The 25221-nt window shown below is 72.8% G+C and carries 21 protein-coding genes; 7 read left to right on the top strand and 14 right to left on the bottom strand.

Annotation, left to right across the window (positions count from 1 at the left end; translation table 11 throughout):
* Positions 1–65 precede the first annotated feature (65 nt).
* From gabT to ABD223_RS20140, 5 genes are all read left to right on the top strand, one after another.
* Entirely contained in the window at positions 66–1319 is a 1254-nt protein-coding gene (gabT, locus tag ABD223_RS20160) for a 4-aminobutyrate--2-oxoglutarate transaminase (protein WP_344037861.1), read from the top strand.
* Between the two features lie 26 nt (positions 1320–1345).
* Positions 1346–2773 (top strand): aldehyde dehydrogenase family protein, encoded by a 1428-nt coding sequence (locus tag ABD223_RS20155; protein ID WP_380645781.1) that lies wholly within the window; start codon positions 1346–1348, stop codon positions 2771–2773.
* A 225-nt stretch (positions 2774–2998) separates the two neighbouring features.
* Positions 2999–3622: a hypothetical protein gene (locus ABD223_RS20150; protein ID WP_344037860.1), complete on the top strand. Its 624-nt coding sequence runs from the start codon at positions 2999–3001 to the stop codon at positions 3620–3622.
* Positions 3619–4512 (top strand): DUF4231 domain-containing protein, encoded by an 894-nt coding sequence (locus ABD223_RS20145; protein WP_344037859.1) that lies wholly within the window; start codon positions 3619–3621, stop codon positions 4510–4512. The genes ABD223_RS20150 and ABD223_RS20145 overlap by 4 nt, the downstream gene beginning before the upstream one ends.
* A 136-nt stretch (positions 4513–4648) precedes the next feature.
* Positions 4649–5164, top strand: a complete 516-nt coding sequence (locus tag ABD223_RS20140; protein ID WP_344037858.1) for a lytic polysaccharide monooxygenase auxiliary activity family 9 protein — start codon at positions 4649–4651, stop codon at positions 5162–5164.
* 42 nt (positions 5165–5206) lie between these two features.
* Here ABD223_RS20140 and ABD223_RS20135 read toward each other — a convergent pair whose 3' ends face one another.
* The 3 genes from ABD223_RS20135 to ABD223_RS20125 form a co-directional block, all read right to left on the bottom strand.
* On the bottom strand, positions 5207–5935 hold the full coding sequence (locus ABD223_RS20135; protein ID WP_344037857.1) for an SDR family oxidoreductase: 729 nt from the start codon (positions 5933–5935) through the stop codon (positions 5207–5209).
* A gap of 359 nt (positions 5936–6294) precedes the next feature.
* Positions 6295–6930: a UdgX family uracil-DNA binding protein gene (locus ABD223_RS20130; protein ID WP_344037855.1), complete on the bottom strand. Its 636-nt coding sequence runs from the start codon at positions 6928–6930 to the stop codon at positions 6295–6297.
* A complete protein-coding gene (locus tag ABD223_RS20125; protein ID WP_344037854.1) occupies positions 6917–7096 on the bottom strand; it encodes a CsbD family protein in 180 nt (59 codons plus the stop codon). The genes ABD223_RS20130 and ABD223_RS20125 overlap by 14 nt, the downstream gene beginning before the upstream one ends.
* 73 nt (positions 7097–7169) lie before the next feature.
* On the opposite strand from ABD223_RS20125, the gene ABD223_RS20120 reads away from it, so the two are divergent.
* Entirely contained in the window at positions 7170–7529 is a 360-nt protein-coding gene (locus ABD223_RS20120; RefSeq protein ID WP_344037852.1) for a VOC family protein, read from the top strand.
* A 210-nt stretch (positions 7530–7739) separates the two neighbouring features.
* The gene (locus ABD223_RS20115; RefSeq protein ID WP_344037851.1) at positions 7740–8234 is read left to right on the top strand and encodes an ANTAR domain-containing protein; all 495 of its coding nucleotides are present in this window, start codon (positions 7740–7742) and stop codon (positions 8232–8234) included.
* On the opposite strand, the gene treZ is transcribed toward ABD223_RS20115, so the two are convergent.
* From treZ to shbA, 11 genes are all read right to left on the bottom strand, one after another.
* A complete protein-coding gene (treZ, locus tag ABD223_RS20110; protein ID WP_344037850.1) occupies positions 8203–9924 on the bottom strand; it encodes a malto-oligosyltrehalose trehalohydrolase in 1722 nt (573 codons plus the stop codon). The genes ABD223_RS20115 and treZ overlap by 32 nt on opposite strands.
* Positions 9921–12077 carry a malto-oligosyltrehalose synthase gene (gene treY / locus ABD223_RS20105; RefSeq protein ID WP_344037849.1) on the bottom strand — a complete coding sequence of 719 codons (2157 nt, stop codon included), beginning with the start codon at positions 12075–12077 and terminating at the stop codon, positions 9921–9923. The genes treZ and treY overlap by 4 nt, the downstream gene beginning before the upstream one ends.
* Positions 12074–14200: a glycogen debranching protein GlgX gene (glgX, locus tag ABD223_RS20100; protein ID WP_344037848.1), complete on the bottom strand. Its 2127-nt coding sequence runs from the start codon at positions 14198–14200 to the stop codon at positions 12074–12076. Before glgX ends, treY begins: the two co-directional genes overlap by 4 nt.
* A 53-nt stretch (positions 14201–14253) precedes the next feature.
* Positions 14254–14610 (bottom strand): hypothetical protein, encoded by a 357-nt coding sequence (locus tag ABD223_RS20095; RefSeq protein WP_344037847.1) that lies wholly within the window; start codon positions 14608–14610, stop codon positions 14254–14256.
* A gap of 89 nt (positions 14611–14699) precedes the next feature.
* Entirely contained in the window at positions 14700–16568 is a 1869-nt protein-coding gene (locus tag ABD223_RS20090) for a 4-alpha-glucanotransferase (RefSeq protein WP_344037845.1), read from the bottom strand.
* Positions 16569–16675: 107 nt separating this feature from the next.
* Complete coding sequence (locus ABD223_RS20085; RefSeq protein ID WP_344037843.1) at positions 16676–17605, bottom strand: LacI family DNA-binding transcriptional regulator; 930 nt, start codon at positions 17603–17605, stop codon at positions 16676–16678.
* Between the two features lie 334 nt (positions 17606–17939).
* Entirely contained in the window at positions 17940–18893 is a 954-nt protein-coding gene (locus ABD223_RS20080) for an LLM class F420-dependent oxidoreductase (RefSeq protein ID WP_344037842.1), read from the bottom strand.
* A 308-nt stretch (positions 18894–19201) separates the two neighbouring features.
* On the bottom strand, positions 19202–19909 hold the full coding sequence (locus ABD223_RS20075) for a M23 family metallopeptidase (protein ID WP_344037841.1): 708 nt from the start codon (positions 19907–19909) through the stop codon (positions 19202–19204).
* Positions 19910–20968: 1059 nt separating this feature from the next.
* Positions 20969–23038 (bottom strand): transglycosylase domain-containing protein, encoded by a 2070-nt coding sequence (locus tag ABD223_RS20070; RefSeq protein ID WP_344037840.1) that lies wholly within the window; start codon positions 23036–23038, stop codon positions 20969–20971.
* Between the two features lie 346 nt (positions 23039–23384).
* Positions 23385–24425 (bottom strand): carbohydrate kinase family protein, encoded by a 1041-nt coding sequence (locus tag ABD223_RS20065; protein WP_344037839.1) that lies wholly within the window; start codon positions 24423–24425, stop codon positions 23385–23387.
* Between the two features lie 21 nt (positions 24426–24446).
* Positions 24447–25133 (bottom strand): RNA polymerase sigma factor ShbA, encoded by a 687-nt coding sequence (gene shbA, locus ABD223_RS20060; RefSeq protein WP_344037838.1) that lies wholly within the window; start codon positions 25131–25133, stop codon positions 24447–24449.
* Positions 25134–25221: the final 88 nt, after the last annotated feature.

Here is a 25221-nt window from a genome sequence, read left to right as displayed (position 1 = left end):
TGTGTACAGCGCGTTGGCCACTCGGGCCACTGTTGTCCTCGCGCCGGGAGAACGATCCTGGAGCCATGGCACGACTGCGCACCGAGATCCCCGGTCCTCGCTCGCGCGAGCTGGGCGAGCGCCGCGAGGCGGCCGTGGCGGCGGGGGTGGGTTCGACGCTGCCGGTGTTCGTCGACCACGCCGAGCCCGGCCTGCTGGTCGACGTGGACGGCAACCGGTTGATCGACCTGGCCTCCGGCATCGCGGTGACCGGGGTGGGCAACCCCGCGCCGCGGGTGGCGGCGGTGGTGCATGAGCAGGTGGACCGGTTCACCCACACGTGTTTCATGGTCACCCCGTACGAGGGGTACGTGGAGGTGTGCGAGCGGTTGGCGGAGTTGACGCCGGGCTCGCACGACAAGCGCTCGGTGCTGCTGAACTCGGGCGCGGAGGCGGTCGAGAACGCCGTGAAGATCGCCCGGTGCGCGACCGGCCGGCCGGGGGTGGTGGCGCTGGACCACGCCTATCACGGGCGCACGAACCTGACGATGGCGTTGACGGCCAAGGAAATGCCTTACAAGCGGGGTTTCGGGCCGTTCGCGCCGGAGGTGCGGCGGGTGCCCGGCTCCTACCCGCTGCACGACGGGTTGGGCGGTGCGGAGGCGGCGCGGCGCGCGGTGGCGGCGGTCGGGCGCCCCGACGAGGTGGCGTGCGTGGTGGTCGAGCCGGTCCAGGGCGAGGGCGGGTTCATCGTGCCCGCGCCGGGGTTCCTGCCGGAGCTGGCGGCGTGGTGCCGGGCGCACGGGGTGCTGCTGGTGGCCGACGAGGTCCAGACCGGGTTCTGCCGCACCGGCTCGTGGTTCGCGTGCGACCACGAGGGCGTGGTGCCGGACCTGGTGACCACGGCGAAGGGCATCGCCGGCGGCCTGCCCCTGTCGGCCGTCACCGGGCGCGCCGAGGTCATGGACGCCGTGCACGCGGGCGGGTTGGGCGGCACCTACGGCGGCAACCCCGTCGCCTGCGCGGCCGCGCTGGGCGCCGTCGACACCATGCGCGAGCTGGACCTCAACGCCGCCGCCCGGCGGGTCGAGGCCGTGGCGCTGCCCCGGCTGGCCGCGCTGCCCGGGGCCGTGCAGGCCCGGGGCCGGGGCGCGATGCTGGCCGTCGAGCTGGCCTCGGCCGAGGTCGCCGGTCGGGTCGCGGCGCGCTGCCACGCGGCCGGCGTGGTGGTGCTGACCTGCGGCACGCGCGGGAACGTGATCCGCCTGCTGCCGCCGCTGACCATCCCGGACGAGCTGTTGGCCGAGGGACTGGACGTGCTGGAAGGAGCCGTGGAGTGAACGACCGCGCAGTGACCGACCGCGCAGTGACCGTGCCTTACTGGGTCGCGGGGCAGCCCGCGACGGGCGAGGACCGGGTGGAGGTCCGCACCCCGCACGACAACGGGTTGGCCGGGGTGACGACGAACGCCTCGGCGCAGGACGTCGAACGGGCGGTGGCCGCCGCGCACGCGGTGGCGGGCGAGTTCGCCGTGCTGCCCGCGCACGCCCGCGCCGCGGCGCTGGACCACGTGTCGCGCCGGTTGGCCGAGCGGGCCGACGAGGTGGCGGCGCTGATCACCGCCGAGTCGGGCAAGCCGGCGAAGTGGGCGCGGGTCGAGGCGTCGCGGGCGGTGTCGGTGTTCCGGTGGGCGGCCGAGGAGGCGCGGCGGTTCTCGGGCGAGTTGCAGCGGCTGGACACCGACCCGGCGGCCTCGGGCAGGTTGGCGCTGGTGCGGCGGGCGCCGCGCGGTCCGGTGCTGGGCATCGCGCCGTTCAACTTCCCGCTCAACCTGGTGGCGCACAAGGTCGCGCCGGCGTTGGCGGTCGGCGCGCCGATCGTGGTCAAGCCCGCGCCCGCGACGCCGCTGGTGGCGCTGCTGCTCGGCGGGCTGCTGGCGGAGACCGACCTGCCGGCCGGGTCGTGGTCGGTGCTGCCGGTGCCCAACGAGGTGGCGGGCGCGCTGGTCGAGGACCCCCGGCTGCCGGTGGTGTCGTTCACCGGTTCGGGTCCGGTGGGGTACTCGATCCAGGAACGGGCGCCGCGCAAGCACGTGGTGCTGGAGCTGGGCGGCAACGCGGCGGCCGTGGTGTGCCCGGACTGGACCGACCTGGGCTTCGCCGCCTCGCGGATCGCCACGTTCGCGATGTACCAGGGCGGGCAGTCGTGCATCTCGGTGCAGCGCGTGTACGCCCACCGGGAGGTCTACCCGGCGTTGGAGCGGGCCGTGGTGGCGCGCGTGCGCGAGCTCGGCGTGGGCGACCCCGCCGACCCGGCCACCGACGTGGGGCCGCTGATCAATGAGGCCGCCGCGCGCCGGGTGCAGGAGTGGGTGGACGAGGCGGTGGCGGCCGGGGCGAGGGTGCTGACCGGCGGCCACCGCGACGGGACCGCGTTCGAGCCCACGGTGCTGGCCGACGTGCCGCCGGGGTGCCGCGTCGTGGACGAGGAGGTCTTCGGGCCCGTGGTGGTGCTGGAGCCGGTGGACTCGACCGAGGAGGCGTTCGACCGGGTCAACGCCTCGCGCTTCGGGTTGCAGGCCGGGGTGTTCACCCACGACGTGCGCCTGGCGTTCCGGGCCTCGGCCCGCCTGGCGGTGGGCGGGGTGGTCGTCGGCGACGTGCCCAGCTTCCGCGCCGACCAGATGCCCTACGGAGGGGTCAAGGAGTCCGGCACCGGCCGCGAGGGCGTGCGCGCGGCGATGGAGGACCTGACCGAGCAGCGGGTGCTGGTGCTGACCGGCCTGGAGTTCTAGGACCCGCCTCACGGCGATGACCACGTGCCACCGCGCCCCCGTGCCGGGGGCGTGGTGGTGGCCGCCGTGGGCACGACCCCGGCCGACCTCACTGCGTCGTCCGCAGGATTGCCATTCCGGTGCCGGCCAACAGGTTCACCCCGGTGGCTTCCCCGAATCGGAGTTCCCGAGTCGGAGTTCCCGTACCGGCTCGCGGCCGGGCGCGCGCCGGTACGGTCGTCGATCATGGAGACGACGCGGGTCTCGTCGAGGTCGGAGCTAGGCGGGGTCGGCCTGCCGTCGGGGCGGCCGGTGCTGGTGGTGGTGGGCGGCGCGGACCGCATGGGCCGATCGGGCGTGGCGGAGCTGGAGCGGGTGCTGCGCGACCTCGTGCCGGTGCTGGACGCGTGCGGCGCGGTCGTCCTGGACGGCGGCACGGACAGCGGCGTGATGCGGGCCGTCGGGCGGGCGCGGGCGGCGGCGGGTGGGCGGTTCCCGCTGGTCGGCGTGGTCGTCGAGGAGCTGGCCGGTTCGGCCGCGCCGGAGCCGAACCACACGCGGCTGGTGCTGGTGCCGGGCAACCGGTGGGGCGACGAGGCGCCGTGGTTGGCGGACCTGGCCGGGGTGGTCGCGGGCGCCGCGCCGTCGCTGACCTTGCTGGCCAACGGCGGCGCGGTGGCGTGGGAGGACGCCGAGCACAGCGTGCGCCGCGACCGGCCGCTGGTGGTGCTGCGCGGCACCGGGCGCACGGCCGACGAGATAGCGGCGGGCGAGGGCGAGCGGGCCTCCGCCCTGTCCGGTTCGGCGCTGACCACCGTCATCGACCCGGGTGACCTGCGCGCGCACGTCGAAGGGGTGTTCGCCGGATGACCGCGAGGGGTTTACGGGACGAGGACCTGCCCGGCCTGTTCGAGGCCGCGGACGGCGCGTCGCTGGACGGCCAGCGGCACTACGTCCGGACGGTGCGGCTGCGGTTGCTGCTCGCCGTGGCGGCCGCGGCGACGGGGGCGGTGCAGCTGCCCTTCGGCCGGTTCGACGTGGCCGCGATCGGCACGGCGGTCGCGCTGGCCGCGGTGACCGTCACCGAGCTGAACCTGAAGTCCGCGCGGCCGGAGGACCGCTGGTACGACGGGCGCGCGTTGGCGGAGTCGGCGAAGAGCCTGGCGTGGAAGTTCAGCGCGGGCGGCAAGCCGTTCGCCAGGACGGGCGACGAGCAGGCGACCGAGCGCCGGTTCATCGAGCAGATGCACAAGCTGCTGGAGGACGCGCCGAAGACGAGCATCCGCCCCTCGGGGCGGCCGGTGGTGACCGAGGCGATGCGGGCGCTGCGGGCGGCGCCGCTGGCCGCCCGCAAGGCCGCCTACCTGGAGTCGCGCATCGCCGACCAGCAGCGCTGGTACGCGGCGCGGGCGGCGCGCAACGAGCGGAACGCCGGGTGGTGGCGGGCCGGCCTGCTGTCCATCGAGGTGGCGGGCATCTGCGCGGCGCTGGCCAAGGCTCTGGGCCTGGTGCGGTTCGACCTGGCGGGCGTGGTGGCGGCGGTGATCGCGGCCGGCACGGCCTGGGTGAGCTTGAGGCAGTTGTCGACGCTGGCGCGCGCCTACACGTTCGCGGCCAACGAGCTGGCGATCGTGCGCGGCCGGTTGGAGCTGGTCGAGGACGAGGCCGGGTGGGCGGGCGAGGTCGCGGACGCGGAGGAGGCGGTGAGCCGGGAGCACACCATGTGGCGGGCTTCCCGGACCCGACCTTCGAGCCAGTAGTTGTCACCGGGCAATCACACAGAGTATGGTCTAGACCGGCCGCCGCGTTTGGGTGAACGCCCTGCACACCACCCAACGCGCTATCGGGTTGGCGTTCGCCACAAGCGTTTCCGCCCATCCGAACAGAGGAGTCCCCATGTCACTCCGCCGTAGGATCGCAGCGGTGGCGGCAGGCGTTCTCGCCGCGCCGCTCGTCTCCGTCGCCCTGCCGTCGGCACCCGCCTTCGCGCACGGCTACATCTCGTCCCCGCCCAGCCGCCAGGCCCAGTGCGCCGCCAAGACGGTGTCCTGCGGCGCCATCCAGTGGGAGCCGCAGAGCGTCGAGGGCCCGAAGGGCCTGCGCAGCTGCAACGGCGGCGTCGCGCACTTCTCCGAGTTGAACGACAACAACAAGGGCTGGCGGGTCAGCAGCACCGGCCGCACGGTCACGTTCAACTGGGTCTTCACCGCGCGGCACCGCACGGCCAACTACGAGTACTACGTGGGCGGCCAGCGCATCGCCAACATCAGCGGCAACAACCAGCAGCCGCCGGCCACCGTGTCGCACACGGTGACCCTGCCCGCCTCCGGCAGGCAGACGGTGCTCGCCATCTGGAACATCGGCGACACCGCGAACGCGTTCTACTCCTGCGTGGACGTGAACGCGAGCTGATCACGGGTGGGGCGCGCCGCCCGGCGCGCCCCACCCACCCCACTACGCCGTGAAACCGCCGTCGACGTGCAACCGGGCCCCCGTCACGTACCGGGCCGCGTCCGACGCCAGGAACGCCACCGCGGCGGCGATCTCCTCGGGCTCGGCGTACCGGCCGAGCGCGGTGAACCCGCGGATCACGTCGGCCTGCGGCCCGTCGGCCGGGTTCATGTCGGTGTCGGTCGCGCCGGGGTGCACCAGGTTCACCGTGATGCCGCGCGGGCCCAGCTCCCGCGCCAACGCCTTCGTCATCCCCTCCAGCGCCGACTTGCTCGCCGAGTAGAGCGACAGGCCGGGGAACACCGCGCGCTCCGCGACGTTGCTGCCGATGCAGATGACCCGGCCACCGTCGCCGAGGTGCGGCAGCGCGGCCTTCACCGCCGCGAACACCGCCCGCACGTTCACCGCGAAGATCCGGTCGAAGTCCTCGACGCCGAGGTCCTCCACCGGCCCCACGGTGAACTCGCCCGCGTTGTTGACCAGCACGTCCAACCGCCCCAGCACGTCCACGACCTCGTCGACGGCCGCGGCCACCGCGCCCGCGTCGCCGCTGTCGGCCCTGATCACCCGCACCCGTCGACCGAGCGCCTCCACCCGCTCGACCACGTCGTCCGCCGAACCGCGGCACGTCACCGCCACGTCGGCCCCCTCTTCCGCCAGCCGCACCGCGATCGCGGCCCCGATCCCCCTGCCGCCGCCGGTGACCAGCGCGACCCTGCCCTCGAATTCCATGCCGGGAATGCTGCCGGGGCAACGCGTCGCCGTCCGGCGGGAATCGGACCGGGTGGTGCGCCGGCCCTCGTCCGGGCGCCCCGCCCGGGTGTGTCGCGGGTAGCAGGAATTCCCGTTGCGAAGTGCCGCGACCCTCGCATAGGTTCGGTCGTACACGAGGAAGGAGGTGGTCCCAAGTTGTATAGCTACAGGACTCGTCGTGAGGTGGCTGTCCGCTAGGACCGGCCTTTCCCAGGTGTGGTCTGGGCGAATCCCAGGCAGCCACCCGGCCCCCGTGACCCCGAGCCCAGTCCAGCTCGGCCCGTGCTCCCGCGCGGGAAGCGGTCCGGGGGCCGTTTCACCATTCCGGGTTAACCGGGTCACCGCTCCAGGTGCTCGCGCACGACGCGGAGGTCCGCCAGGAAGCCCTGGTACGCCTCGTCGCGGTCGGGCGCGCGCAGGACCGCGGACGGGTGGATCGTGGCGATGACGTCGCGGCCCTCGTGCCGCTCGACCCGCCCGCGGCGCTCGGTGACCTTGAAGTCGTTGCCGAGCACGGCCTTGGCGGCGACCGCGCCCAGGCACACGACGAGGTCGGGTTCGACCCGCGCCAGTTCGGCGTGCAGCCACGGCAGGCAGGCCGTGACCTCGCCGCGCGCCGGCGACTTGTGGATGCGCCGCTTGCCGCGGGCGTCCAGGGTGAACTTGAAGTGCTTGACCGCGTTGGTCAGGTAGGCCTCCGCGCGGTCCAGGCCGGCCTCTGCCAGCGCCTTGTCCAGCAGCCTGCCGGCGGGACCCACGAACGGCTCGCCGCGCCGGTCCTCGACGTCGCCGGGCTGCTCGCCCACCAAGAGCACGCGGGCGTCCTCGGGACCCTCGCCGAACACCGTTCGAGTGGCGTCCTCGTAGAGGTGGCACCCCCGGCAACCGGCTGCCGCACGGCGAAGCGCCGCCAGGTCCGCGCCTTCCGGCACGAACGAGGCGGCGCTGGGCTTCGTGCGGCTAGCGGTTGCCACCGAAGGCGTCCTTCACCTTCTCCGCGGCCTGCTTGAGGGAACCCTTGGCCTGCTCGGCGCGGCCCTCGGCCTGCCACTGCTCGTTGTCGGTGGCGTCGCCGACGGCCCGCTTGGCGCGGCCCTTGAGCTCCTCGGCCTTGTTGTCGAACTTCTCCTCGGCACCCATGAGCCGGTTCCTTCCTCACGACTGCGATCTCATCAGGTGGATACCCGGTCACCTGTCCGGGAAACCGACGCGCATGACGTCACACATCGTCGCCGTCGCGGTCGACTGCCCTCCCGCGCAGGTCAACGCCCTCTCCGGGTTCTGGTGCGCGGCACTGGGGTACCGGGTGCACCGCACGTGGCAGGACTCCCGCGGGCTGACCTACACCGAGCTGAGCGGTGCCGGGCCGATGCTGCTGCTCCAGCCCGTCGAGGACCCCAAGACCACCAAGAACCGCCTGCACCTCGACATCGCGGCCGAGCGGGACCAGGACGCCGAGGTGGAGCGGCTGGTCGGGCTGGGCGCCCGGCGGGTGGGTGGTGACGAGGGGTTGCCGTGGGTGGTGCTCGCCGACCCGGCGGACAACGAGTTCTGCGTCCTCCCGCCACGCTGAGGGCGGTCCAGTTGCACCCGGCCACCCACCCTCGACTACGGTGATCGTCTACGCGGTTGAAAAGCCAGCCGCAAGCCACCCGCGCCCGAAAGGGCACCAGGGTCAGCGAGAGCTGTGGGCTTGCCTGGGTCGGATACCCGCGTGTCCTTTGGAGCTCTTGCACTGCTGGCCTGGCTGACCGGTACCGAAGTGCGAGAGAGGAGCCCGACCGTGGTCGGGGACAACGGCCATGACGATTCGCTGACCGCGCGGATCGCCAGCCTCGAGGCCGAGGTGATGGGACTGCGCAAAGCCGTGCAGACGCGCACCGTGATCGGGCAGGCCACGGGCCTGATCTCGGCGGTGCAGGGCTGCACGCCGCAGGAGGGGTTCCAGCTGCTCGTGCGCATGTCGCAGCACCACAACGTGAAGCTGCACACAATAGCGCTGAAGCTGCTCGACCTGTCGGCCGAACTGGGGCCGCGCCAGGCGGTGCGGGCCGTGCACCTGTCCGCCGAGCCGAACGGCCGGGTCGCCGCGTCCGAGTGGCCCGGGGTCGACGTGGTCCACGCGGCCAGGCGGCTGGTCGCGGCCTACGACGCGGCGCAGGAAGGCGCCGAGGACGAGCGGCCCGAGGTGCGAAGACAGCTGGCCGACCAGGTGACCCTGGCCGGCCAGCTGCTCGCGGAGAAGCTCACCGAGGTGGGTTGGCTGCCGGGGGACTGAGCACGGCGAACGAGTCGCCGGGCAGGTGCACGACCTGTCCGGCGACCTCCACCCCCGGCGAGGCGAGCAGCACGTCGAGCGGCCCGGTGTCGAGCCGCACCTCGGTGTCCGGGCCGAGGTTGCACACCACGCGCGACCCGCCCCGGTGCAGCACCAGGACCTGGCCCTGCTCGCGCACGTCGAACCGGTCCAGCCGCGGGTCGGCCAGCTCGGGCCTGCTCCGGCGCAGCGCGATCAGCGCCCGGTAGGTCTCCAGCAGCTCCCGGTGGCCGTCCTCGGCCACCTCGTCCCAGCGGAGCACCGAGCGGCGCACCGTCTCCGGGTCCACCGGGTCGGGCACCTCCTGCTCGTCCCACCCGTGCCTGCCGAACTCGCGCCGGCGGCCGGTGCGCACCGCCTCGGCCAGCTCGGGGTCGGGGAACGAGGCGAAGAACTGCCAGGGCGTGCTCGCCGCCCACTCCTCGCCCATGAAGATCATCGGCGTGTACGGGGAGCACAGCACGATCGCGGCGCCCACGGCGAGGCGGCGCGTCGGCACCCGCGCCGACAGCCGGTCGCCGGTGGCCCGGTTGCCGACCTGGTCGTGGTTCTGGAGGTAGGCCAGGAACCGGTAGCCGGGCAGCCCCGGGTCGACCGGGCGGCCGTGGCGCCGGCCCCGGAACGACGACCAGGTGTTCGCGTGGAGGAACACCTCGCGCAGGGTCTTGCCGAGCTGCCCCTCGAAGTCCGGGTAGTAGCCGAACGTCTCGCCGCTGAGCGCCACGTGCAGCGCGTGGTGCAGGTCGTCGGCCCACTGGGCGTGCAGGCCGTGGCCGCCCGCCTCGCGCGCGGTGACCAGGCGGGCGTCGTTGAGGTCGGACTCGGCGACCAGGGTCAGCGGCCGGCCCAGCCCCGCGGACAGCGCGTCCACCTCGACGGCCAGCTGCTCCAGCACGTGCACCGCGCTCCGGTCCACCAGCGCGTGCACGGCGTCGAGCCGCAGCCCGTCGACGTGGAAGTCGCGCAGCCAGCCCAGCGCGTTGTCGACCACGTACCGGCGCACCTCGTCCGCGCCCTCGCCGTCGAGGTTGAGGCCGGGGCCCCAGTCGTTGCTGCCCGCGAAGTACGGCCCGAACCGGTCGAGGTACGCGCCGGAGGGCCCGAGGTGGTTGTAGACCACGTCGAGCAGCACGGCCAGCCCGCGCGCGTGGCAGGCGTCGACGAACCGCTTGAACCCGTCGGGCCCGCCGTAGGGCTCGTGCACCGCGCCCCACAGCACACCGTCGTAACCCCACCCGGCGGTTCCGTCGAAGGAGTTGACCGGCATCACCTCGACGTGGGTGATACCCAGTGACACCAGGTAGTCGAGTCGCTCGATCGCGCCATCAAATGTGCCGGATGAGGTGAACGTGCCGATGTGCAGCTCGTAGATCACCGCGCCGGGCAGGCCGCGCCCGGTCCACGCCGAGTCGGTCCAGCGGAACGCCGAGTGGTCGTACACCCGCGACGCGGCGTGCACCCCGTTCGGCTGCCACAGCGACCGCGGGTCGGGCAGGGCGTCGCCGTCGAGCACGAACGCGTAGTCCGCGCCCGCCTCCCGGGGCACGTCGGCGTGCCACCACCCGTCCCGCCCGGCGACCATGTCGTGGTCGCGCCCGTCGACCCGGACCAGGACGCGTTCGTGCGCCGGGGCCCACACCGAGAAAGTCACAGGTCTCCTCGCACCAGCAGCGCCACCGGGTAGCGGTCCAGCAGTTCGGCCAGGCGGGGTGGGGCAGGCCGGGAGGTGAGCACGTCGGTCCACTCCCCCGGCGGCAGCGGCAGCACCGTGTCGCCCCACCCGCCCGCGTTCGCCAACCCCACCGGAAGTCGGGTGGCGACCGCAACCACACCGGTCCGCTCGAACGCGACTGCGTGCGGTGCGGCCGGACCGGAGGCGGGCAGCGGCCGGTAGCCGCGGAACAGCTCGGGCCGCTCCCGGCGCAGCCGCAGGGCGCGGTGCACCACGAGCAGCTTGGCCGCGCCCGAGTCGTCGACGTCCGGCAGCCAGCCCTCCTCGATGCGCCGCAGCAGCTTGCGCCGCACGCCGTAGTCGACCGGGCGGCGGTTGTCGGGGTCGACCAGCGACAGGTCCCACAGCTCGGTGCCCTGGTAGACGTCGGGCACGCCGGGCGCGGTGAGCTGGACCAGCTTCTGGCCCAGCGCGTTGGACCAGCCGTGCGCCACGACCCGGTCGACGAACTCCGCCACGTCGGCCGCCACCGGCCCGTCGAGCACCCGGTCGGGCCACGCGGCGACGGCCGCCTCGAACTCCTCGTCGTGGTCGGTCCAGGTGGTGCGGACCTTCGACTCCTTGGCCGCCTTGTCCAGGTAGGCGCGCATCCGGTCGGCGGTGATCGGCCACGCGCCGACCAGCGACTGCCAGGCCAGGGCGTTGAGCGACGGCTCGTCGATCGGGTGCTCGGCGGTCCACCGGCGCACGTGGTCGGCGAACTCGCCCGGCATCTCGGCCAGCACCGCGAGCCTGGCCCGCACGTCCTCGGACCGCTTGGTGTCGTGCGTGGACAGCGCGGTCATGGTGTGCGGCGCGCCCGCCTCGCGCAGGGCCGCCCGCCGGTGGAACTCGGCGGGCGGCACGCCGAACCGGTCGGGCGCGCCGCCGACCTCGTTGAGCGCGACGAACCGGGTGTACCGGTAGAACGCGGTGTCCTCGGTGCCCTTGGCGACCACCATGCCGGAGGTCTGCTGGAGGCGGGTGGCCAGCTCGCCGCGCGGGTCGGCGCGGACCTGCTCGTCCAGCGCCCGCGCGGCCGGCGAGCCGGCCTTGGCCACCGCCGCCTCCCACGCGTCCCACCCCTCGGGCAGGTAGGAGCGGTAGACCGGGAAGTTGACCATGACCTCGGCCACGGCCCGCTCGGCCTGCTCCCGGTCCGGGTGCCGCAGCAGCGCGGCGATCCGGCGCACCTCGGCGCGCAGGATGGTGTTCGCGACCAGCTCGCGGCTCTCGTGCTCGACGGCGGCGAAGTCGACGGGCACGCCCAGCTCGCGGGCCAGCGCGGTGATGCCCTCCTCGCCCCCCGGGTCGACGAACAGCCCGCACACCTCGCGCAGCGCGTCGTAGCCCGTGGTGCCCTCGACCGGCCAGCTCGCGGGCAGGTCCTCGTCCACGCCGAGGATCTTCTCCACGACCAGCCACGCGCCCGAGCGCTCCTTGAGCCGCCGCACGTAGCCGCCGGGGTCGGCCAGGCCGTCCGGGTGGTCCACGCGCAGGCCCGTCACCTCGCCCGCGGCCACCCATCGCAGCACCTCGCCGTGCGTGGCCTCGAACACCGCCGGGTCCTCGACGCGCACGCCGGCCAGCGTGGTGATGTCGAAGAACCGCCGGTAGTTCAGCTCGGTGTTGCCGCGCCGCCAGAACGCCAGCCGGTAGTGCTCGTGCTCCTCCTCCGAGTCCTCGTCGGCGGCGAAGGGCAGCAGGAGCTTGCCGGAGTCCCAGTCGACGTCGAAGTACTCCGCGTACCGCGACTCGCGGCCGTGGTGCAGGACGTCCCACCACCAGGGGTTGGCGTCGTCGTGGTCGACGGCCATGTGGTTGGGCACGATGTCGAGCACGAACCCGAGGCCCGCGTTCCTCAGCGCCTTGCTCAGCGCCACCCGGCCCGACTCGCCGCCCAGCTCGTCGCGGGCCTTCGTCGGGTCGGTCACGTCGTAGCCGTGCGTGGAGCCGGGCACGGCCTCCAGCAGCGGCGACGCGTACAGGGCGCCCGCCCCGAGCGCGTCCAGGTAGTCGACCACGGCCTCCGCGTCGGCGAAGGTGAAGTCGGGGGTGAACTGGAGCCGGTAGGTGGAGGAGGGCCCGCTCATTCCACGCCCGTCCGCTGGAGCACGACCAGGGATCGGCTGGTGACGGTGAACGTGCCGCCGGCCGGGATGGGGTCGTCGCCCAGCTCGGGCGTGACCACGGCGCCGGTCGCGGTGTCGACGACCACGGTCCACTGGGGGCCGTAGCCGGGCTCGGGCAGGGTGACCTCGATGTCCTCGTGGTGGGCGTTGAAGGCGAGCAGGAACGAGTCGTCGAGCACGCGCATGCCGCGCTGGTCGAGGTCCGGGATGCCCTCGCCGTTGAGGAACACGACGATGCACCGGCCGAAGCCGTCGCCCCAGTTCTGCTCCTGCATCTCCTCGCCCGCCGGGGTGAACCACGCGATGTCGCGCAACTCGTCGCCCTTGCGGATGGGTTTGCCCTGGAAGAACCGGCGGCGGCGCAGCACCGGGTGCTGCTTGCGGAACTCGGTGAGCGCCGAGGTGAACTCGACCAGGTCGCGGTTCTTCTCCACCAGCGACCAGTCGACCCACGACAGCTCGGTGTCCTGGCAGTAGGCGTTGTTGTTGCCCTGCTGGGTGCGGGCCAGCTCGTCGCCGTGCAGCAGCATCGGCACGCCCTGCGACAGCAGCAGGGTGGCCAGCATGTTGCGCTGCTGCCGCACCCGCAGCTCGTTGACCTCGGGGTCGTCGGTGGGGCCCTCGACGCCGCAGTTCCACGACCGGTTGTCGTCGGCGCCGTCGCGGCCGTCCTCGCCGTTGGCCGCGTTGTGCTTGTCGTTGTAGGAGACCAGGTCGTTGAGGGTGAAGCCGTCGTGGGCGGTGACGAAGTTGATCGAGGCGTACGGCCGCCGGCCGTCGTCCTTGTAGAGGTCCGACGAGCCCGTGATGCGGGAGGCGAACTCGCCGAGCGTGGCCGGCTCGCCGCGCCAGAAGTCGCGCACCGTGTCGCGGTACTTGCCGTTCCACTCGGTCCACAGCGGCGGGAAGTTGCCCACCTGGTAGCCGCCGGGGCCGACGTCCCAGGGCTCGGCGATGAGCTTGACCTGGCTGACCACCGGGTCCTGCTGGACCAGGTCGAAGAACGTGGACAGCCGGTCCACGTCGTAGAACTCCCGCGCCAGGGTGGCGGCGAGGTCGAAGCGGAACCCGTCCACCCGCATCTCGGTGACCCAGTAGCGCAGCGAGTCCATGATCAGCTGGAGCGTGTGCGGGCTGCGCACGTTCAGCGAGTTCCCGGTGCCGGTGTAGTCCATGTAGAACTTCTGCTCGTCGTCGACCAGCCGGTAGTAGGCCTGGTTGTCGATGCCGCGCATGGACAGCGTGGGGCCCAGGTGGTTGCCCTCGGCGGTGTGGTTGTAGACCACGTCGAGGATGACCTCGATGTTCGCCTCGTGCAGGGCGCGCACCATGCCCTTGAACTCCTGCACCTGGCCCGCGTTGTCCGGCAGCGCCGCGTAGCCCTCGTGCGGTGCGAAGAACCCGATCGTGTTGTAGCCCCAGTAGTTCCTCAGGCCCTTCTGCTCCAGGCCGTGGTCGCTGATGAACTGGTGCACCGGCATCAGCTCGATCGCGGTCACGCCCAGGCCCTTCAGGTGGTCGATCACCGCCGGGTGGGCCAGGCCCGCGTAGGTGCCCCGCAGGCGCTGCGGGATCTCCGGGTGCAGCATGGTCAGGCCCTTGACGTGGGCCTCGTAGATGACGCTCTCGTTGTAGGGCGTCTTCGGCGGGCGGTCGTTGGCCCAGTCGAAGAACGGGTTGACCACGACCGACAGCGGCACGTGGCCGGCCGAGTCCTGGTCGTTGCGCTCGTCCGGCGCCCCGAACGGGTAGCCGAACAGCGACTCGTGCCACTTCACCTCGCCGGTGATCGCCTTCGCGTACGGGTCGATCAGCAGCTTGTTGGGGTTGCACCGCAGACCGCGCCCGGGGTCGTGGGGACCGTGCACGCGGTAGCCGTACTTCTGGCCGGGACCGATGCCGAGGAGGTAGCCGTGGTGGACGAAGCCGTCCACCTCCGGCAGCCTCACGCGCGTCTCGGTCCCGTCGTCGTCGAACAGGCACAGCTCGACGTAGTCGGCGACCTCCGAGAAGAGGGTGAAGTTCGTGCCGACGCCGTCGTAGCTAGCGCCGAGCGGGTAGGGAGTACCGGGCCAGGGCCGCACAGGGTTTCCTCCGACGAGCTTAAGACGTTCCTAACCCCTACCGTTCTAAATCACTACCTGCTCGCGTGCGACCTGGCGAGCTGCCCACGTGCTGCAACCAACAGCAGGCGTGCTTCCTGCAACTCCGAGTAGCGGAGGTGCTCGGCGGCGGCCTCGGCGCAGGCGACGGCCTGGCCCAGCGCCGGGTTCGACCCGATGTCGGCGCGCCGCAGGGCGTCCCGCAGGGACTCCTCGGCGTGGTGGGCGCCGGACAGCGGGTCGGCGAGGTTGGACGGCCGCACGGACGTGAGCACCCGTTCGACGGCCGCTTCGAGGACGTCGGCGGGACTCGGGACGGCGGTCGTGACGGGGGCGGTCTGTGCGGGCAGCTCGGGCAACAACCCGGTGCGGGAGACCAACTCGGTGTTCACGGGTGAATGCCACCTCCAACCATGGCGCGGGTGACGGGCTTGACCATACTCCGCAGGTGGGCGGCCTGCGGTTGCGTGCGTGTTGCGGCTCATCGGCCGCGCCCGGCGGCGAGCGCGGCGGCCACTTCGCGCACGCGCGGGTGGTCGAACAGTTCCGCGAGCGCGACCGGCAGCGGTATCCGCCAGTTCGGGTACTGGTCGGTGGTGCCGGGCAGGTTGGGCTGGCGGACCTCGCCCAGCGCGTCCTGGGGCGAGGTCAGCACCAGCACGGAACGGGCTTTCGCCAGCAGGGCGTGGAACGCGGTAACCAGGTCATCGGCCGGTACCCCCTCCTGCTCGAGCAGTTCGACCAACTCTCCCCGCTCGCGCGCGGCTGCCTCGTATTCCCCTTCCGGGGGTCCTTCAAACTGCCCCAGTTCGGCTCGCACCCGAACGTGTTCCGCGGCCAGGAACCCGGCCACGGTGGGCAGGTCGTGGGTGGAGATGCTCGCCATGGCCGACTCGCGCCACTTCTCCGGCGGCACCAGCGGGTGGCCGGGCAGGTCGTAGTCGCGCTGGAACCACAGCACCGCCGAGCTGAGCATGCCGTGCTCGTGCAGCGACTCGGTGACCTTCGGCTCCACCGTGCCGAGGTCCTCGCCGACCACGACGGCGCCCGCGCGCCGCGCCTCCAGCGTCAGCACGGCCAGCATCGCGTCCGCGTCGTAGTGCACGTACGTGCCGCGCTTGGGCGGCTCGCCCGGCGGGATCCACCACAGCCGCCACAGGCCGGCGACGTGGTCGATGCGGATGCCGTCGGCGTGCCGGAGCACGCTGCGCACCACCGCCCGGAACGGCTCGTAGCCCTGCTCGGCGAGCCGGTCGGGCCGCCACGGCGGCAGGTTCCAGTCCTGGCCGAGCTGGCTGAACGCGTCCGGCGGCGCGCCCACGGTGACCGCGGGCGCGAAGGCGTCGCGCCAGGCCCACGTGTCGGCGCCACCGGGGTGCACCCCGACGGGGAGGTCGTGCACGACGCCGACTGGCATACCCGAATCGTGCGCCGCGCTCCGGGCCCGATCCAGTTGCTGCTCGCACAATTCTTGCAGCCAAGCGTGGAACATCACTCGTTCGTGTGAGGGTGTGGCGGTCGCCGGATTCCGCTGTTCAGGTGGCCAGGAACGCCAATCGGGACCGTGCTCCTCGGCCAGCGCGCAGAACCTGGCGAACTCCAGCAGGTCGCCCTCCGGCTCGCGGTGCTCCTCGTGCCGCCACAGCAGCTCCAGGGCCCGGGACTTGGCCCGCCACACCGCGTCGTAGTCGATCAGCCCGGTGTCCTCGGGCGGGCGCAGCGCGTCGACCTCGGCGCGGGTCCGCTCGTCGGCCCGCCGGTACGCCGGGACGTCGGTGACGCGCAGGTAGAGGGGGTTGGCGTAGCGGCGGCTCGACGGCGAGTACGGCGACCGCTCCACCGGCTCGGTCGGGCTGATCGCCTGCACGGGGTTGACCAGCAGCACGCCCGCGCCCAGCTCCTCGGCGCTGCGCCGGGCCAGGGTGGCGAGGTCGCCGTAGTCGCCCATGCCCCACGACTCGGCCGAGCGCATCGCGTAGAGCTGGAGCATCCAGCCCCACGCGCGCGGCACCGGTTCCAGGTGGCGCGGCGCCACGATCACCGTGCGGTCGCCCAGCCGGTGGTAGCCCAGCGGCAGCGCCGCGGGCAGCTCCACCTCGCCACCACCCTCCAGGAGGGCGGTGCCGGTCTCGTCGAGCACGTCGCCCTCGCGCAGCACGATCGTGCGCGGTGGGGGTTTCGGCGCCGCCAGGGCGCGGCGGATCGCCTCCGGGCTGGAGGCGTCCACGTCCAACTGCGCCAGGACGGCCACCACGACGTCGGCGTCGACGTCCGCGCGGCGTTGGTTGGCGTCCTCGTAGTGGGTGGCCACGCCGTGGGCCTCGGCCAGTGCCGCGAGCTCGTCGTCCACGCCGGACAGCTTCGTCTCCTCTGGTCGGCCGAAGCCAGGCCGGGCAGGCCTGGTCACCCGAAGGTTGCAGGAAGTTCTTCCGGGTTAATGGCCTGCTCGACGGGGGTTCAAACCCGCGGTCCGGACGAATCCCTGACGACCAGTCGCACGGCGGGCGGCTCGCGGTCGGCGGGCTCGCCGCGCAGGCCGGCCAGCAGCGCGTCGACGGCGTGCTCGCCGCGCTCCCGCCAGGCGACCTCGACCGCGGTGATGCCCACCGCGCGGGTCAGGTCGGCGCCCTCCAGGCTGATGATCGACACGTCGCCGGGCACCGCCCGCCCGTCGCGGCGCAGCCGCAGGAAGACGCCGAGCGCCACCTCGCCGCTGGAGCTGATGACCGCCGTCGGCAGCCGCTCGGCGTCCAGCAGCGCGTCCACCACCTGCTCACCGCCCGCGACGGTCGGCGAGGACCACAGGGTCCACTCGGGGCGCACCCGGAGCCCGCCTTCGGCCAGCAGCTCGTCACAGGACTCGTCGACGTCACCGACGACGTCGCCGGTCACCACGAACGCGACGTCCCGGTGACCCAGCCCGACCAGGTGCCCCACGGCCAGCCGCAGCGCCTCGCGCGGGTCGTCGTCGCGCACCTCCACCACCGGCACGCCCAGGCCGGCCAGCGCCACCCCCTCGGCCTCGCCGAGGTCGACCGACAGCGCGAGCACGCCGTCGACCCGGCGCGCCAGCGGCAGCTCCTCGAAGAACCGGGACCGCGCCTCCGGCTCCTTGAGCACGTAGAGGAGCACGTCGTAGCCCGCCTGCCGCAGGGCGCCCTCGGCCCCCGCCAGCAGCTCGCCCCGCCCCACGTCGGCGGTCAGCACCGCGATCGCGTACCGCCGCCCGCCCGCCAGGCTCGACGCGTCGCGGGCGATCGCGTACCGCATCCGCTTGGCGACCTCCGTGACGTACCGGCGGGTCGCCTCCGAGACCCCGGGCTCACCGCGCAGCGCCCGCGACACCGTCGCCGCGGACACCCCGGCCGCCCGCGCGACGTCGGACATGCTCGTCAACTTCCACCTCCCGGCCTGGTACGAGCCTAGCCAGAAGCGAGTGGTGGTCTGGTTGCGCGAGCGCCGCCGCCGTGGCCGGAGGGGGTTCAGCGGATGTGCGGCATAGCGTTGAGCAGCGAGAACGCGGCTCCGCGCGGCTCGGCGCGGGGTTGTTCAGCCCAGGGCCGTCCAGCGCAGGGCCGTCCAGCGCGAGGGTCGGAGGCGCAGGACCAGCCGGCGCGAAACCAGCCGGCGCGGACCCAGCCAGCACAGGGTCAGCCAGCGCGGGACCAGGCAGCGCGGACCCGGGCGGCGCGGGAGCAGCCGACCTGGGTCCAGCGCGAGGTCAGGCGTTCGGGGCGAGGGCGCGCACCAGGTCGAGCTGGTCGGCGCCGGTGGGCAGGACGGCGATGACCGGGGTGTCCACCCCGTTGGCCGCGTACTCGGCCACCTTGCGGCGGCACTCGGCCGCGCTGCCGTGCACGATCAGGTCGTCCACGACCCGGTCGGGGATCAGCGCGCCCGCGCCGCGCCGGTCGCCCGCCGCCCACGCCTCGTGCATCGGCCGCAGGTCCTCGCCGCGCCCCAGCCACTCGTGGAAGGCCGCGTAAGCGGGCACGGTGAGGTAGGTGCTGATCAACATGCGCCCGAGGGCGCGGGCCGCGTCCGCGTCCTCGGTCGGGCAGACGAAGATGCGGGCGGCCAGCTCGGACCCGTCACCCAGCTCCGCGCGCACCTTGGGCACGTCGCCCGCACCGAGCCAGTTGGTGATCGCGCCGTCCGCCTCGCGACCGGCCAGCCGGAGCATCCCGGGCCGCAAGGCGGCCAGCATGATCGGCGGCACTTCGGCGGGCACCCGCTCCAGCCGGAACCCGCGCACCGAGAACGTCTCGTAGTCCTCGGTCACCTTCTCGCCGCTCAGCGCGGCCTTGAGGAAGCGGAGGGTGTCGCGCGTGCGCTTGAACGGCTCGCGGAACTCCACGCCGTTCCACCGCTGCACGATCACCGGCGAGGACGACCCGATGCCCAGCACGAACCGCCCGCCGGAGACCTCGGCCAGGGTGGCGGCCGACATGGCCAAAGTGGCCGGGCCGCGCGTGTAGGAGGGGACGATGGCGGTGCCCAGCCGGACCCGGTCCGACCACTGCGAGGCCAGGGCGAGCGGGGTGAAGGCGTCCGTGCCCGCGGTCTCGGCCGACCACACGTCGGTGTAGCCGAGGTCGGCCAGCTCGGCCACCAGGTCGCGGTGGTCGAGCACCGGCACACCGGTCAACGGCAGGGTGATTCCCCAACGGGCCACGATCGCCTCCCTGAGCGTCCGGCCGCCACCGTACCGCAGGTACCGACCAGTCGGTATGCCCGACTTCTCTCACTATGCCGGCGAGCACCGAGCAGCCACGGAAGAGATACAGAAGAGGCGTTCGAGAGAGGCAGAGGAGGCGTGGAAGAGAGACACAAGGAGCCGCGGAGGAGCCGCGGAGGAGCCGCAGCGTCGTCGAGCGCCGCCCCGACCACTCCCCCCACCTCCACACAGCCGTCCGCCCTGTCACCCCTGCGTCTGAGCGGGGTGACAGGGCGGGAGAGCCGGACGTCGGGGGGTGGGTCGCGTCAGAGGTTGATGCCGCGCTCGCCCAGCCAGCCGATCGGGTCGATCTTCTGCGAGCCGCCGATCCAGACCTCGAAGTGCAGGTGGGGACCGGTGGACTGACCGCGGTTGCCCATGGTGGCGATCTGCTGGCCCGCCTGGACCTGCTGCCCCTGGGACACGAGGATCTCGTTGACGTGCCCGTAGATGGTGATCGTGCCGTCGCCGTGCTGGACGCGGACCCACAGGCCGAAGCCCGAGGCCGGGCCCGCTTCGACGACCACGCCGTCCATGGCGGACAGGATCGGGGTGCCGATGGCGTTGGCGATGTCGACGCCGTAGTGCGTCGTGCCCCACCGCGCGCCGTAGCCCGAGGTGAAGGCGCCCTCGGCCGGCTTGGCCGCCTTCGGGCGCTGCGCCGCCGCCTTCGCCGCCGCCTTCGCCGCCTCCTCGGCCGCGACGCGGGCCTTCTCGGCCTCTTCGGCGGCGATGCGCGCCTGCTCGGCCTCCTGCTGGCGCTTCAGCTCGGCCTGGCGCGCGTTGTAGCCGTCCGAGGCGTGCTTGATGGCCTGGTCGACGTGCTGGCGGGCGAAGAGCGCCTCGGACCGCATGAGCTTCGCGGCCTCAAGACCGGGCTCGACCGCGTGCACGGTGCGCACCGAGGCGGCCGGCGGGGTCGAGGTGGTCGTGTTGGCCACGAGGGCCGCCGCGAAGTCCGCGCCCGCTGCCACGGGGAGGATCCGGCTGTCACCGGAACCGAGGCCGCTGGCCGCGCCGACGCTCGTGACGAGCGTGCCCGCCGCGACCACGACGGCCGCGACCCGACCGCTGACGGGGGCTTTGTCGCACTCAGCGCGGTGGCAACCACGCGAGCCGGTGACCCTCGGGGACGCGCTGAACGCGCGGCGGCCACTGGCGATCGAATGCCGTGCCAAGGTTGTGCCTTCCTGCATCGGGGAGCCCGGTCGGGACGCCTGGCGGGGGATCCAGGTGCCGCCGCTTTCGGGGAGCGACGCCGTGTCCATCTGGTGACCGAACCGTGATGTGCGGCCGAAAAAGTAACCCGACGTAGCCAGGAAGGGCAAGCCTTCGGGTGAGTGCTGCGGGTTTTTCGTGAGTTGACGCACCGATTATCACTCACCGTGTTCAGATACCCGAAAGTTCCGCATCGGCTCGTTACAAACCTGCTGGTCCACGGGCTGCGGCGGGGCGCGGACCGGGTGACGAACCAGCCCCCTCAGGCCGCTCATCCAGGCCTCGAACAGGGGTCAACCCACCGAGACGGCGTGACGAGGACCACACCGATGAGATGCATGACGATCAAGGAAAGATGGCAAGGGCCCGGCCGGCCGGACCGCCACGGGCGATCACCGGACAGCCGATCCGGGTCATCGACCCGGCGCTCCCAACCCCCGACCCGGCGCTCCCAGCCCTCAACCCGGCACCCGCGGAACCGGATCCGGCACTCCCGGCACCCGAACCGGACCGGGCAGGTCGTCGCCGACCGGGCGACGGCTCCGGGAGTACCGGCCCGCCTCGGCGCAGACGATCGTCCTGCTGGTCACGGCGTTCGGTGATGGCGGCTGGGATGCGGTGTTGTCGCAGGTGGGCGCGGCCGGAGCGGCCGACGCGGCCCTTGTCCGCGATCACCCGGCTCATCGCGTCCGCCGGACGAGCACGACCACCTCTCACGTGGACGGCGGTCGTGCTCGTGCGGCGGTTCGTGCTCGTGCGGCGGTCGTCGGCGGCGTGCCGAGCGGGATCAGCCGCGCCCGCTTCGAGGACAGGCCCTACCGGTAGCGCTGTTCCACCGGCGGCAGGGGCTCCACGGGCTTGTTCTGGTGGATGACGTTCATCGCGTTGAACCACGTGGGCGCGGCCACCTGGCCGCCGTAGACGCCGCCCGAGTTGACCCGGCCGCACAGGTAGGGCGGGTTGCCGGGGCAGATGGCCTGCGGGGTCGAGCCGTCGGCGTAGGTCATCACCGCGCCGGCGTACTGCGGGGTGGCGCCCATGAACGCGACCGACATGTGGTGCTCGGTGGTGCCGGTCTTGCCGATCATCGGCCGGTTCCAGCCGGCGTTGCCCGCCGCTATGGCCGCCGTGCCGCCGCTCTTGATGTCCGCGCCCATGCCGCTGGCCAGGGCGTTCGCCACGCCGGGCTCGACCGCCTGCTCGCACGGCGCCTCGTTGAGCTGCACCGGCCGGCCGTTGCGGTCGACGATCTTCTCCACCGGCGTCGGCGGGCACCACTTGCCGGCGCTCATGATGGTGGCCGCGACGTTGGACAGCTCCAGGACGCTGGTCGGGCCGGCGCCGAGGGTGAACGAGCCGCTGTTGTCCCGCTTGTAGACGTCGCCCTGCGACGGGCCGTTGGAGCCGTCGGCCTTGAGCGGGATGCCCTCCTCGTTCACGCCCTGCATGGACTCGCGCAGGCCCAGCCGGTGGGCCATGTCCACGACGTTGTTCAGGCCCGCCTTCTCCTCCAGGATGATGAACGCGGTGTTCGGCGACTTCGCGAGCGCGTCGGTCAAGGTCATCTTGCCGCCGTAGTCGCCGTCGTTCTTGACCGTGTAGCCCTTGTTGCCGTCCTTGTAGACCGACGAGGTGTAGGTCTTGGGGACGTCGATCTGCCGGTCGATGCCGGTGATCCCGCGCTCCAGCGCCGACGCGGCGGTGAACACCTTGTAGATGGAGCCCGCGCCGAACTTGGTCACCTCGGCGGGGATCGAGTAGGCGCTCTGCCCGGCGTCGGCGTTGTTGCCGAAGTCGCGGTTGGCGGCCAGCGCGCGCACCCGGTGCTTGTCCGCGCCCGGCTCGACGACGGCCATCGCGTTGGCGATGCCCGGCTGGGTCTTCGGGACCTGGTTCATGGCGGACTGCTTGGCGGCCCTGGTGGCCTCCGGGTCCATGGTGGTGGTGATCGTGTAGCCGCCGCGGAGGACGTCGTCCAGCGGCAGGCCGGCGCGCTCCAGGTAGTCGATCAGGTAGCGGCAGAAGAAGCCGTAGATCGGGCCGTCGCCGGCGCCGACGCACCCGTTGGGCAGCAGCTTCAGGTCAGGCACCACGCCGATGTCGGCGGCCTTGTACTCGTTGGCCTTCTCCTCGGCGACCGCCGGGTCGGCCCCGAACGCGCCGTTCTCGCGCATCTTGTCGATCACGGTGTTGCGGCGCTTGATCGCGGCGTCCACGTCGGCGCCCGGGTTGAGCCGGCTCGGCTCGTTGACCAGGCCGGCGAGCATCGCGGCCTGCGGCACGGTCAGCTCGGCGGGCGTGGTGTCGAAGTAGGCGCGGGCCGCCGCGCCGACGCCGTAGGTCTGGTTGCCGAAGGGGACGACGTTCAGGTAGGCGGTGAGGATCTCGTCCTTGGTCATCTTCTGTTCGAGCTGGGTGGCGATGCGGGCCTCGCTGATCTTGCGGCCCAAGGTCACCTCGGTGGCCTTCTCGTACGCCTCCTCCGAGCCCTTGCCGACGACGAACGCCAGGTAGTTCTTCACGTACTGCTGGGTGAGCGTCGAGGCGCCCTGCGAGGCGCCGCCGTCCACGCCCGCCTTGGCGGCGGCGCGGGCGATGCCCTGCCAGTCGACGCCCTTGTGCTCGAAGAACCGCTTGTCCTCGATCCCGATGATCGCGGCCTTCATGGTGTCGGAGATCTGATCGGACGGCACCGGGATCCGGTACTGGTCGTACAAGTACGCGATGGGCTGGCCGTGCATGTCCAGCACGGTCGACACCAGCGGCAGCTCCGCCTTGGTCAGCTCACCGGAGGTCTGGTCCACGGTGTCGGCGGCGCGGTTGGAGGCCAGACCGAGACCACCGACCACGGGGAAGAGCACCGCCGCGACGAGCACGCCCGCCATGAGGCACAACCCCACCAACTTGACCAGACCTGTCGCGCGCGCGGCGAACACTGAACCTGCAACCCCTTTCGAAGCCCCGCGGGAAACCCTCATCGAGTAAGTCGCACGACGACCGCCGCAGGTTGCTCACCGGCGAGCAGGAAATTCGAGAGCGATCTCGACGACAGCTGTCGAACTTACTCCTGCCCCCTGTAGCCCCTGGTGAAACCCCGTTGGGCCGGAAGGCCGAGGCCTCCAGGCGCAACGAGGTGATCGACCTCACCCGCCCGGAAGCGGGGGCGGTTGTCGTTCACGGGCTCAATGATCGAACAGGCGTTCGACCGGAGGCAAGATCACGATCGGGTGATCATCGGGTGTTCAGCCGGATCGTGGCGCTCGCCCGCCGCACCTCCGTGCGAGCCTGCGGCGGCAGCACGTCCTCCAGGAACCCGTACTGCCCCAGGTCGTCGTCCAGGCGCCGGGACACCGTCCGCCACCAGGTGGCGATGTCCACCCACCCCGGCGCCGACAGCGACCCGCCGAAGTGCTGCACCGACAGCGCCGCGCACAGGTTCGCGAACCGCACCCGGTGCGCCAGCGGCCACCCGGACAGCGTCCCCGCCACGAACCCGGCGCCGAACACGTCGCCCGCCCCGGTGGAGTCGAGCGCGGCGACGTTCAGGCCCGGCACCTCGACGACCTCGCCGGTGGTCGAGTCGACCGCGACCGCTCCCCCGCCGCCCCTGGTCACCACCACCACGGGCACGTGCTCGGCCAGCGCGACCGCGGCGTCCCGCGCGGTGTCGCACCGCGTGTAGTGCCGGGCCTCGACCTCGTTGGGCAGGAACACGTCGTAGCCGTCGAGCCGCCGCAGCAGGTCGGGAGCCCACGCCTCGGTCCGGTCCCACCCGATGTCGGCGAACAGCAGCGCGCCCCGCTCCTTGGCCAGCGACACCCACCGCTCGTCGTCCGGCCCGATGTGCACGAAGCACGCCCTGGTGCACGGCGGCGGCGACAGCAGCTCGTCACCGGACACGGGCGCCCGGTGACCGTGGGTCACCATGGAGCGGTCGTGGTCCATGGCCATGGACACGGTGACCGGCGAGTGCCAGCCGTAGAACCGGCGGCAGTGGGACAGGTCGACGCCCTCCTGGTCGGACAGGACCTCCCAGCAGAAGTCGCCGTAGGCGTCCTCGCCGAAGGCGGCAGACAGCGCCGTGCGCAGCCCGAGCCGGCTCAGGGCGACGGCGAGGTTGGCGATGCCACCCGGGCACGAGCCCAGGCCCTCGGCCCACACCTCGGTGCCCGGCGCGGGCGGCCGGGGCAGGCCGGTGAAGATGATGTCCAGGAACACCGTCCCGGACAGCAGCACGTCGAACTGTGGTTCGGTGGGCGACGGCGGTGCCATCCCCCCACGATGCCAGGCCGATCAACCGCCGACAGCGGCGGCGAACATCTCGCGCATCCGGGCGAGCGCGCGGTGCTGGGCGACGCGGACCGCGCCCGGCGTCGAGCCGACGGCCGCCGCGGTCTCCTCGGCCGACAGGCCCACCGCGACCCGCAGCACCAGGATCTCCCGCTGCCGGTCGGGCAGCTTGCGCAGCAGCTCGGTGACGTGGCCGATCATCTCGCCGTTCACGGCGCGCTGCTCGGGCCCGTCCTCCAGCGCGGGCGTGTCGGGCAGCTCGGGCACGACCTCGGACCGGCTGCGCACGGCGCGTCTTCGGGCGTCGGCGACCTTGTGCGCGGCGATGCCGTAGACGAACGCCAGGAACGACCCGGGCTCGTACTGGTACTTGCCCAGCGCCGAGACGACCGCCAGGCACACCTCCTGGGCGATGTCGTCGGCCGAGACGAGGGTGCGCTCGCGCGTGCCGACGCGCGCCCGGCAGTACCGCAGCACCAGCGGCTGGATGCGCTTGAGCAACTGCTCGACCGCGCGCTGGTCGCCCAGCAGCGCCACGTCCACCAGGTCGGACAGCTCGGCCTCGGCGAGCCACCGGGCGGTGCGCTCGTCCTGGGCGCCGCCCGCCACCAGCCGGACCCCGGGACGGCCGGGCGCCCCCGCGCCGGACCCGAACTCGACGTCGGCCCGCACGGATGCGTGATGCACCATCCGGCGACCTCCTCACGCTGCTCTGCCTCCCGGCCCACCCCGGTTCACTGATGAGGAGCGCGCAGCACGCCTCCTGATACGGGATCCG

The sequence above is a fragment of the Saccharothrix xinjiangensis genome, assembly GCF_039527585.1.
Lineage (GTDB): Bacteria > Actinomycetota > Actinomycetes > Mycobacteriales > Pseudonocardiaceae > Actinosynnema > Actinosynnema xinjiangensis.
Note: the sequence above shows the minus strand (reverse complement) of the source record. Positions and strands in the feature narration are given on the sequence as shown.